Source organism: Acidovorax sp. SUPP1855, from assembly GCF_030158955.1.
In the GTDB taxonomy this organism is placed as follows: Bacteria; Pseudomonadota; Gammaproteobacteria; order Burkholderiales; family Burkholderiaceae_C; genus Paracidovorax.
The window spans coordinates 51,570-61,355 of sequence record NZ_BQXI01000015.1; the positions used below are offsets into that span (position 1 = coordinate 51,570).

10 protein-coding genes are annotated in these 9,786 nt (G+C 64.4%); 2 read left to right on the plus strand and 8 right to left on the minus strand.

The genetic code is table 11. The features are described 5' to 3' along the window. Positions 1-574 precede the first annotated feature (574 nt). Positions 575-1,288, plus strand: coding sequence for a winged helix-turn-helix domain-containing protein (locus AVMA1855_RS14570; protein ID WP_284394261.1), 714 nt, complete (start codon positions 575-577; stop codon positions 1,286-1,288). A 314-nt stretch (positions 1,289-1,602) separates the two neighbouring features. On the opposite strand, the gene AVMA1855_RS14575 is transcribed toward AVMA1855_RS14570, so the two are convergent. The 8 genes from AVMA1855_RS14575 to sctU all read right to left on the minus strand — a co-directional run bounded on the left by AVMA1855_RS14575 (position 1,603) and on the right by sctU (position 9,002). Next, a complete protein-coding gene (locus tag AVMA1855_RS14575; RefSeq protein ID WP_272549503.1) occupies positions 1,603-2,058 on the minus strand; it encodes a CesT family type III secretion system chaperone in 456 nt (151 codons plus the stop codon). Further along, positions 2,055-3,077 (minus strand): hypothetical protein, encoded by a 1,023-nt coding sequence (locus AVMA1855_RS14580; protein ID WP_284426253.1) that lies wholly within the window; start codon positions 3,075-3,077, stop codon positions 2,055-2,057. The genes AVMA1855_RS14575 and AVMA1855_RS14580 overlap by 4 nt, the downstream gene beginning before the upstream one ends. Then, positions 3,074-3,337, minus strand: coding sequence for a type III secretion system export apparatus subunit SctS (gene sctS / locus AVMA1855_RS14585; protein ID WP_272565653.1), 264 nt, complete (start codon positions 3,335-3,337; stop codon positions 3,074-3,076). Before sctS ends, AVMA1855_RS14580 begins: the two co-directional genes overlap by 4 nt. Before the next feature lie 16 nt (positions 3,338-3,353). Then, positions 3,354-4,025, minus strand: a complete 672-nt coding sequence (gene sctR, locus AVMA1855_RS14590; protein WP_284394255.1) for a type III secretion system export apparatus subunit SctR — start codon at positions 4,023-4,025, stop codon at positions 3,354-3,356. Then, positions 4,022-5,008 (minus strand): type III secretion system cytoplasmic ring protein SctQ, encoded by a 987-nt coding sequence (gene sctQ / locus AVMA1855_RS14595; protein ID WP_284426254.1) that lies wholly within the window; start codon positions 5,006-5,008, stop codon positions 4,022-4,024. The genes sctR and sctQ overlap by 4 nt, the downstream gene beginning before the upstream one ends. Before the next feature lie 62 nt (positions 5,009-5,070). After that, positions 5,071-5,835, minus strand: coding sequence for a type III secretion HpaP family protein (locus AVMA1855_RS14600; RefSeq protein WP_284426255.1), 765 nt, complete (start codon positions 5,833-5,835; stop codon positions 5,071-5,073). 11 nt (positions 5,836-5,846) lie between these two features. Further along, the gene (gene sctV, locus AVMA1855_RS14605; protein WP_284426256.1) at positions 5,847-7,901 is read right to left on the minus strand and encodes a type III secretion system export apparatus subunit SctV; all 2,055 of its coding nucleotides are present in this window, start codon (positions 7,899-7,901) and stop codon (positions 5,847-5,849) included. Between the two features lie 27 nt (positions 7,902-7,928). After that, positions 7,929-9,002, minus strand: a complete 1,074-nt coding sequence (gene sctU / locus AVMA1855_RS14610; RefSeq protein ID WP_284426257.1) for a type III secretion system export apparatus subunit SctU — start codon at positions 9,000-9,002, stop codon at positions 7,929-7,931. 247 nt (positions 9,003-9,249) lie between these two features. Here sctU and AVMA1855_RS14615 point away from each other — a divergent pair, with 247 nt between their 5' ends. Beyond that, positions 9,250-9,786 carry a type III secretion protein gene (locus AVMA1855_RS14615; RefSeq protein ID WP_284426258.1) on the plus strand — a complete coding sequence of 179 codons (537 nt, stop codon included), beginning with the start codon at positions 9,250-9,252 and terminating at the stop codon, positions 9,784-9,786.

Sequence of the window (9,786 nt, forward strand, 5' to 3'; positions counted from 1 at the left end):
TCCGGGCAATGCTCAACTTCCTTACGTTCAATCCTCAACTTTTGCTAATTGCCACGTTTTATGGTGAGTGCCTTCGGATACCTTTGCACGCGTTGCCTGAAGCTATTGGCAGCACATCCGCTCCCCTGTTCATCCAATGTTCATCGGCAAGTCATCGGTTTTTCATGAAGGGCTGCTTCGTCGTTCATGCGAGGTGCTTAGAGTGAAATCAGGCCGTCGAGGACGGGATTTGCAGCGAGAGAGGGGAGCGCGGCGAATCCAGAACGGCCAGCAAAAAAACAGGGACTGCTGCGCCAGCCAATTGAGCGCACAAAGCCTGGACCGGAGACTGATAAGGGACTGCTATGGCGTCGAATAGTTATTGCCTATAAGCAATTGACCTATCGAAAGGGCATACTGCAGAGAATATTTCGCTGATTCTGTTCCGCGGAAGGTTGGGAAAAAATTGCAAAATCTGTGACTATGTGTAGCAACCGGATGGCGCTTTTTTGGCACCCACGGTCCAGCTGAACAGGCCAAGGGGGCAGCGTGATGCGCCGCCATTTGTCGATATAAATTTGCGTCGAGGGATTCCATGAACATTGCTCTTCTTTCGCGTCGATCGACGGTGAACCAGTTCCTGGTGGACCTGCTTTCCCGTGGCGGAATTCAAGCCATGCTGCACGTCAGCATTGCGGCTTTTCGCATGCAAGTGAGACAGCAGGCCTTTGATGCCGTGATCCTTGAAGACTGCGGAGGCACTTTGGCGGAAGATCTGGGACTGATCAAAACCTGCGTCTCCGATCAGGTTCCCGTCGTGGTGGTGGGGGCCGAGTTGCACGCCGGCTTCGGCGTGGCCCTGGCCTGCGGTGCGGTGGACTACATCAGCCTTTCCCGCGTCGGGCATGACGAACTCAAGACCCGGCTGCGCGGCCACATGGAAGCCCAGGCGTTCCAGGCCGCCCACCCGATCGATGTCGACGGCTGCCGGCTTGACCCCGCCAGGCTTTGCCTCGTTCATGGGGACAAGACGGTGGGTCTCACGCACCGCGAATGCGAGCTGGCCTGCCTGCTGTTTTCCAAGCCCAACCAGGTGGTGTCTTTGCCCACGATCATCGCCAAGGTGTGGGGACGCTCGGTCGAGTCCAACAAACGCACCCTGGAGCAGCACATCTACAAGCTGCGCACCAAGCTGCGGGAGGCCGGGTGCCAACTGCGCGTCCAGGCGGCTTATGGACGCGGCTACCGGCTGCTGTCCCATGAGGGTACGGAAGCGGTCGGCAGCGAATACACCGCGCTTTACTGGTAACGGCAGCAGGAACGTGCTCAATGTCTTTTTCGGGCCGTGCAAGTGACGTTTCAGGATGGGGTGCAAGGCGCAATGCGCCACCCATCGCCTGGGACTTCGGCCAGGGCCGCCACGCCGCCGGCCGCCTGAGAAGGCACGGGTCCCGCGGGCTGGAGCGGAGCCGGATGACGCAGCGCTCCGGCGACCTGCATGCGCACCCGCCCATGCGGTGCCACTGGGGCCCACCCCCTCCGATTGCGCGTCAGCATGAGCTCCAAAAAAGGCCTTGAACACGTTCTAGCCCGATCAGGGCATTGGCGGCGGGGCCCCGGGTTTCAAACCTTGAGCCAGATGTAGTCCCCCGCGCAAATGCCGTTGAAGGCTTCGTCGGTGGAGCTCAGCACGTTGTCTTTCCAGTAGCGTCCGTGCTCGGTGTAGTGGGTCAGCGTTTCGGCCAGCCAGGTCCCGGTGATTTCCGGTGTCATCGGCACCCGCACGATCAGGATGATGCCGCCCGTATCGGGGTTGATGCCCGCCTGGGCCTGATCCTGCGCATATACGGTGAGGTTGGCTTCCAGCAGGAGCCGGAAGATGGTCAGCGTGCGCCCTGCGGTGACGATGCCGAAATGGAAGTTGAGATACAGCGCGGCGGGGTCGTTCTCGTAGTGCGACAGCAGAACCTCGAATCCTTCGACCTCGATCCAGCCCTGTGCGAGCACCGCCTGCGGATCGGGCAAGTCGATGGCCTCGCACAACTCGGTGACCAGTTGGTTGTATTGGTCGAGACTCATGGGCGAACGGGCCGTTTCAGGGACTGGCTGGCCTGCAATTGCCGCTCTGCAGCGATGCTCGCCTGGGACGGCGTGCGCGGGAGATCGGTGCTCAGCAACGCGAGCGGCAGCAAGGCCTTGAGGTCTTTCATGCGAACGGTGTCACTGGCTGCATCGGGAGCGGGACCTCCGCACAGCAACAACGCCATCTTGACCCGCTGCAGGGTTCCCAATGCACCCTGCTCTTCGTGGTTTTGCAGGTAAGCCGCCATCTCCGCCATGCCCCGCGTGGGGGTGGCGGCGAAGTGGGGCTTTCGGCTGTGTTCCCAAAGCCGCCGGGTAAGGACCTGGGCCCGGTCTTGCGCCGTGCCGGCGTAATGCCGCTGCAAAACCTGGTGGGCCGCCATGGCTCCCTCCGCAAGGCCCGATTTGGCCATTCGGCTTGCCTGAGGGTTGTCACGTGAACTTCCTTGATCGCCTTTGCCAGATCCCGACCCCGACCCGGATCCCGAGCCGGAACCCGAGCCGGAACCCGATCCCGAGCCGGAACCAGATCCAGAGTTGCCGCCTTCGGAGTTCTCTTGGGAGTCCCCCTTGTCACGGCTGCTGCTTCCTTGTCGCAGAAAGCTGTCCAGCGCCGTGGGCTCGTTCCCGGTGTCCCGCAGCGATTCCCGGTACCGCGCATAGCGCTCTCCGCGGTCGTCGTCGAGGGCCGCTTTCCACCGCTCGGCAGATCCCAGCCGTGCTTCGGATTCTTCGGGATCGGTTTGCAGGATTTCGATCGGAATGTCCTGCCCTGGCGCAAAAAGCGGGGCATCGGGCTGGCCGGGGAGTCGGGCCTGCTTGGGTGGCAAGGGCAGCGGCGGCCGGGGAACCGTACGGAAAATGTAGTCGCCGAACCGGCCTTGCTGCATGAGCGAGGCGTTGCGCGCGGCCTGATCATGCTGGACTGCGAGCAGATGGTTGTGCTCGCGCAGGCGCAACTGCTTGAGCCGCTGCAGCTGTTGCAGCCCGCGAAAGAGCGGCGCATTGGGGTTCATGGCGTGAACGTGGCGGCAAGCAGCCTCTGGGAGAACTGCAGCACGGTGGTCCCGACCCACGGGGCGGAGACCGCAACGGTGACGGTCACGCAGATCAGCTTGATGCCCTGTGAAATGGCAGCATCCTGGAGCGAAGTCACGGCTTGCACGAGCGCCACCAGCAAACCGACGATGGCCGCCACGGCCACGGCAGGCAGCGAAAGAATGAGGCACAGCATCAGTGCCTCGGACGTCAGTTGAACGATGTTGTCGTGTGTCATGGCGTTGCGAGCTCCGTCATCGGTAGGTCAGCACGAGTCCGTGCATGACCTGGGACCACCCGTCGAGCACGACGAACAGCAGCAGCTTGAAAGGGATGGCGATGTTGGTGGGCGACACCTGAGACAGGCCCATGGCCAGCAGCACGTTGGCGATGACCAGTTCCACGATCACGAAGGACAGATACAGCAGGAAGCCGATGCGAAAGGCGGCCGTCAGCTCCGTCAGCAAGAAAGCGGGGGCCACCACGATCAGGTCGTCGACCAGCAGTGCCTTTGCGCGTTCCTGGGGCCATATCGCCTGTGCCGACTTCAGGAAAAACGCCTTTTCTGCCGGGTGCGCGTGCTTGACGAGGAACTGCCGGAACGGTTCCTTTGCTGCAGAAGCGGCCGCCAACAGCTGCTGAGTGTTCGACGTCTGCGATGACGGCGGCCCATTCTGGATTTTGTCGGCCGCCTCCATGGCGACCGGCGCCATGACATAGATCGAAATGATGATGGCGATGCCGTTGAGCACCATGTTGGGCGGCACCTGCTGGATGCCCAGCGCGTTGCGCAGCAAGCCCAGCACCACCACCACCTTGGTGTACGAGGTCACCACCATGGCCGCGAACGGCAGCACCGCCAGCGCCATCAGGGCGATGAACAGCGAGATGGGGTCCAGCCCCTGGACGGATGACAGCGGCGTCATGGCAAGTCTTGTGGTGGTGCTTCGGCCGCCTGGCTGAGCCCCATGCGCTCGATGCGCACGCCGAGCTGCTCGCCGATGACGATCAGGCGGCCGGTACCGACCACCTGGTCGTGGCAAACGAGGCGCACCAGTGCTTCGCGCACGGGCATGTCCAGCGTGATGACCGAGCCCGGTCCGAAGGCCGCGAGATCGTCAAGCCGGACACGGGCGCTGTCTATCTCGAAGGCCACGGGGATGGACAGCTTTCCGATGGCACCGATTTCCGCACCCGCTGGCAGGTCGTGCTCCGGAATGGGTTCGCTGCCGGGCTGAGGTGCCCCGTCGAGCGTGGCTTCGTGCGAGTCGATATCGAGTTGTGCAGTGGTTTCCATGGAGACGCCCATTCCAAAAGACAAGTGGCAATGCAAAGAGGCCGAAGCGCCGGCGGGCACGCCTGTGAGCAGCACGTCGCCCGCCCTGACCGAGCCCAGTTCGGAGGCTCCATACGTTTTGCGCGCGAGCCGGATGCGGCAGGCCACGCGCAGGCCGAGAAGGTGGCTTGCGTCGCTTCGGACCGAGGCAGCCAGCAGCGCCTGGATCTGCCCGGCCATCGCTTCGTCGATGGCCTGCAGCCCGATGCGGCGATTTCTTGCAGTGATCTCGAAAGGCGCAGCGCCGGAGTCCAGCTGCATCCCATGCAGCACCAGGCCTGCAAAGCGGGACTGGAAAGGGGCGAGCGGCTGGGCCAGCAGCGATTGCGCAACGTCCCGGGCCAGCGCGGGGTCCGGCAGGCGCGCCGCCATCTCCAGCGCAGGCCAGTCGGTCCTGGGGACCGACAGCCGCATCGTGCCCTGCGCCGAACGAAATTCCATGCTGATGCGTTTGCCGGATCGACCGGGCGCCCGGCTGACCGACGCACCCGGTTGTCCCGAAAGGGCCCGGACCCAGCGCACGAACCGCCGATCGAACATCACCCGCGCCAGACGGGCTTCGCCGTGGTCCATGGGCGGGAGATACCTTGCGAGGTCGCTTAAGGGGAAAGCCGGTGGCTTGACAGCGTTCAAGGTCATTCCAGGTCAATGTCGATGCTTCGGTGGGCCGTGCCCAGGCGGGCAAGCAACCCGTGCAGTTGATCGCGATGCTTTGAGATTAGGTGGCGGGACTCGGGCGACACCGTTCGGAAGCGAAGCGTCATGGCATAGGACGAAAGCCCCAGGGCCAGTTCGCATTCCGGCAGCACCTTGGGGTCCATGGGCACTGTGACGGCCCAGGACTGGAAGGCCGGGTCTGCCCGCAGGCACAGATCGGTAATGGTTTGCGCGGTATCCCGCAGCCATTGCGGCGGCTCCGCATCCGTGGCGGTACCGGTGGCCCCGACGGCGTGCACGGGTGGCCGGTCGTCGGGCAGGTCTTGCCCCGCTTCCCCGGGGGCGGGTGTGCGTGCCAGTGGCGGCGGAACGGTATCGCCCTGGATGAAGAAGTATTGCGGTGGCAATGGGTCCGGCGTCGCTGCCTGCGGTGCAGGAGCGGGCGGTGCGTTGTCGTCCCGGTCTTCTTCGTGCGGCGAATCGCCTTGCGAGTCGGCCTGCTCCCGAGGCTCTCCCTCGCCCGATTCCGTGGGATCGGGCGGGGCGCCCTCCGAAGCCATGGCGAAGGGATCGGTGGACTTGATCGCCTCGCCTTCGGCGGGGTCTTCCTGCGGCAGTGCGGGGGGGAACAGCTCGCGGCGAAACCGTTCTTGCGAGTTCGGCCGCAGCAGCGCGGCGGTGGCCGCCACTGCGGGGTGCGCGACGTGGCGCAGGGTGTGGTCGGGGCGCTGAAGGGAACTCATGGCCGCGGGCCTCAGGAAACGCGGCCGATAGGCCGCAGTTCCACCTGGGTTCCCAACTCCTGGAACGAGTACACGCGCAGCCAGTCGAGACGGCTTTCGATCATCTTCTTGACATAGCGGCGAATGTCCATCGACGTCACCAAGGCCACGCCGGGTTGTCTTGCGGTGTCGGCAACCGCGGCGATGCGCTCGGTCAGGTCGCGCGCGTCGTCGGGCGACATGGCCAGGTAGTTCCCCGCCGGCGTGGGCTTGATGCAGCCGCGGATCGCCTGTTCGATGTCCGGATCGAGCAAGATGGCCGACAGATGCCGCTGGCCACTGGTCGCTTCATGCGCGAGATAGCGGCCGAGGTCGGAGCGCACGTACTCCGTGAGCAGCAACAGGTCTTTTTCCTTGGGCCCCCAGACGATCAGGCTCTCGAAAATGCTGCGGATGTTGCGGATCGGCACCTGTTCTTCCAGCAGCCTGCGCAGCACCTCGGCCATGCGCTGCAGGGGCATGATCTTCTGCACCTCGGCCACGAGACCGGGGTATTCCGGCGTGCTGCGCTCGATCACCCACTGCACCTCCTGAACCCCCATGAACAGGTGGGCGTGCCGTTGCAGCATGCCCACGACTTCGCGCGCGATGACCTGCTCCACATCGATGCATGCGCCTTCTCGCTGGGCCATGGGCACGGCCTCCGGTGCCAGCCACAGCGAGACCTCGCTGCCCAGTGCGGGCCCGTGTGTCTGGGCCGATGCGGCCAGGGGCGATTGGGGGTCGAGCAGCAGCAGCATGCGGCCCGGCAGTTCAGGCTGCGCCACCGGAACGTCGTTGATCAGCACTTCGTAGCGCAGGCCGGCCAGTTCGGTGGCCACCCACATCGCAGCGCCGGGAAACGGCAGGCCCAGCCGGGATTGCAGTCCTTCCCGTTCCTTGTTGAGTGCCCCGTTGAGCCGCTCGGCATCGATCAGCTTGCCCAACGCATCCGACATGCGGATGGAAAGGGGCTTGGCAAATTCGGGTGCTTTTTGCTGGATCGACGGCGCATCGCCCTTGGCCCCCTCGCGCATCAGTGCCGCGATCGGCTTGGACAGCGAATTGCCCGCCAAACGGGCGCGCTTCTTGGTCAGGAAGTGTCCGCCAGCCACCAGCCCGCCCGCCAGCAAGGCAAACGGCAACAGCGGAAAGCCCGGGATGAAGCCGAAGCCGATTGTGAGCGCCGCGGCCAGATACATCGAGCGCGGGTTACGGGTCAGCTGTTCGGTCATGTCCTCGCCGAGCGAGGTGGGCTTGGTCTTGTGCTCGTCCGTCACCCGGGTGGTCAGCACGCCGGCTGCCATACAGATGAACAGGGCGGGAATCTGCGACACCATGGCATCGCCGATGGACAGCACCGCGAAGCGGTTGGCGGCTTCGCCGGCCGTCATGTTGTGGTACATGATGCCGACCACGACCCCGGCGAGGATGTTCACCATGGTGATGATCAGCCCGGCGATGGCGTCGCCCTTCACGAACTTCATCGCGCCGTCCATGCCGCCGTGCAGCATGCTTTCCATTCCGAGGTGAGCGCGTTTTCGCTTGGCTTCATCGGGCGTCAGCAGGCCCGCGCGCAAGTCGGCGTCGATGCTCATCTGCTTGCCGGGCAGGGCATCCAGCGTGAAGCGCGCGCCGACTTCCGCCACGCGCTCCGAGCCCTTGGCGATCACGATGAACTGCACGATGGTGATCACCAGGAACACCACGATCCCCACGACCAGGTTGCCACCCACCACCAGCTGGCCGAAGCTCTCGATCAGGTGGCCCGCGTCCGCATGCAGCAAGATCGCCTTGGTGGAGGCGATGTTCAGCGCCAGCCGGAACAGCGTGGTGAACAGCAGCAGCGAAGGAAAGGTCGAAAGCGATAGCGCGTCCGGTATGAACAGCACGGTCATGAGCAGCAGGATGCTCACCGTGAGGTTGATGGCCAGCAGCGCGTCGATGAGGATGGTCGGCAGTGGCAGGATCATCAGCGCGATCACGCCGACGAGAAAGCCCGCCATCGTGACGTCGTTGACCAGGGTGGAGTCGAAGCGTTTGGCCATTGGGGTGTTCCTGGTGGTGAAGGCTTGTCAGGGAGCCGGGTTGTTTGCGGCAGCGCCGCCGCCGAATTGGTCGAGTTCTGCGACCCAGCGCAGCACGACGGCAACGGACTCGAGCAGTTCTTCGGAAATGGGTTGGTTCAGCGGCAGGCGGTGCAGCGCGCGGGCCAGGGGCGGGTTGGCGATGATCGGAACACCATGCGTTGCGGCCAGGCCGCGGATCACTGCGGCCTGTGCATCCATCCCCTTGGCCACCACGATGGGCAGGGGCGTGACGCCTTCCTCGTAGAGCAGGGCCACGGCGTAGTGGGTCGGGTTGGTGACCACCACGGTGGCGCCGGGCACGCGTTCCTGCGGTGGACTGTTGGCCAGTTCGTCACGCAGCGAGCGCTGCTGGCCCTTGACATGGGGGTCTCCGTCGCTGTCCTTGCGCTCCCGCTTGATATCGTCCTTGCTCATGCGCTGGTCGCGCATGAACAGCCAGCGCTGCAAGCCGAAGTCCACGGGACCGATGATCACGAACACCAGGCACGAAAAACCGATCAACCGCAGGATGGCGCTCCACGCCACCTGACCCGCGCCTTGGGCAGAAAGGTAGGCCGAGCCCACCAGCAATGGCACGAGGCTGAGCACGATTTGCCAGATCACGGCCCCCAGTGCCACGGCCTTCACCACCGACTTGCAGAACTCGATGATCGAGCGTGCGTTGATCAGTTTCTTGAGGCCTTCGGCGGGGTTCAGTTTTTCGAATTTCGGCTGGATGGCTTCGAACGAAATGATCACCCCCACCTGGCCCATCATGGCAATGATCGCCACCAGCACGGAGACGATGACCAGGGAGAACGCGGCGATCGCGCCGTCCAGCACCATGGAGGAAATCAGCGCCAGAACCTCCTGCGTGTCCTGCGCCTGCATGCCTTGGTGCATGGCGGTTTTCACCACCTTCGCGATGTGGTCGTAGAGCATGGGGCCGGAGCCGATCAGCACCAGCAGCGAGGCCACCAGGATGGCCGCGGCCACGACGTCCTGGCTCTTGGGAACCTCTCCCTTCTTGCGGGCGTCCAGGAGCTTCTTGTCTGTGGGTTCTTCCGTTTTTTCTGACATGGCGTGGGCTCGTTGGTCGCGGTGCGCGATGGGTTCTTGCAATCTAGCTTTGCACGCCGCCTGGCATGCGATCCATGCGAAGTCCTTGCCCTCGCAGACGAACGTGACGGATCGCAGTCCTGCGCTGCGTGCCCACATTCGCATTGCCGTGACTGCCTTCGTTCGGGCTCCATGGCGCGAGGCCGCGCGCTTCTAGTCTTGCCGCCAGAAGGTCAATCGATGTCGGTTGGCCGCTGGAGAGGGATTCATGAGCACGATCAAGGGGTTGCGCATCCTGGTGCGCCTGAAGAAGCGGCGTGTCGAGCAGAGCGAAGCGGCATTGCAGGAGAGCGCCCGGCAGCGTGATCGCGAGCAGGCCGCGCACGAAGCGGCCGTGGCCGAGGAGGCGCAGGTGCGCCAGGCCGAGAGCGACCTGCGCGGCCGCATCGCCTCGACCACGGAGCGTCCGCAAGGCTTTCATGCGCAGGACGTGGTGACGCTGCAAATCCTGGTCAAGGAGGCGGAAGTGCGCAGCGCCGATGCCGGCAAGCTGACGCAGCGCGCCGCAGCGCAGGTGGAAGCCGCCGTGCAGCGGGTGGCCGAGCGAGAGTTCGCGCTGCGGCGCGCAACGCAGCAACTGGAGGCGACCGAGGCCCGGCTGGAGCGGGCCGTGCAGGAGGCTGAACGGGCCCAGGAGGACGCGCAGGACGAGGAGGCAGAGGAAACGGCCGTTGCTCGCATGCTGGCCTGCTCCCGTGCCGCTGCGCGCACGCGATTGCAGTTGGCGCGCGGCGCCAGGGCATGA

Bases quoted from the DNA above. Each gene is read 5' to 3' on its own strand.
- AVMA1855_RS14570 (WP_284394261.1), top strand. From the start codon at position 575: ATGAACATTGCTCTTCTTTCGCGTCGATCGACGGTGAACCAGTTCCTG.
- AVMA1855_RS14575 (WP_272549503.1), bottom strand. From the start codon at position 2,058: ATGAGTCTCGACCAATACAACCAACTGGTCACCGAGTTGTGCGAGGCC.
- AVMA1855_RS14580 (WP_284426253.1), bottom strand. From the start codon at position 3,077: ATGAACCCCAATGCGCCGCTCTTTCGCGGGCTGCAACAGCTGCAGCGG.
- sctS (WP_272565653.1), bottom strand. From the start codon at position 3,337: ATGACACACGACAACATCGTTCAACTGACGTCCGAGGCACTGATGCTG.
- sctR (WP_284394255.1), bottom strand. From the start codon at position 4,025: ATGACGCCGCTGTCATCCGTCCAGGGGCTGGACCCCATCTCGCTGTTC.
- sctQ (WP_284426254.1), bottom strand. From the start codon at position 5,008: ATGGACCACGGCGAAGCCCGTCTGGCGCGGGTGATGTTCGATCGGCGG.
- AVMA1855_RS14600 (WP_284426255.1), bottom strand. From the start codon at position 5,835: ATGAGTTCCCTTCAGCGCCCCGACCACACCCTGCGCCACGTCGCGCAC.
- sctV (WP_284426256.1), bottom strand. From the start codon at position 7,901: ATGGCCAAACGCTTCGACTCCACCCTGGTCAACGACGTCACGATGGCG.
- sctU (WP_284426257.1), bottom strand. From the start codon at position 9,002: ATGTCAGAAAAAACGGAAGAACCCACAGACAAGAAGCTCCTGGACGCC.
- AVMA1855_RS14615 (WP_284426258.1), top strand. From the start codon at position 9,250: ATGAGCACGATCAAGGGGTTGCGCATCCTGGTGCGCCTGAAGAAGCGG.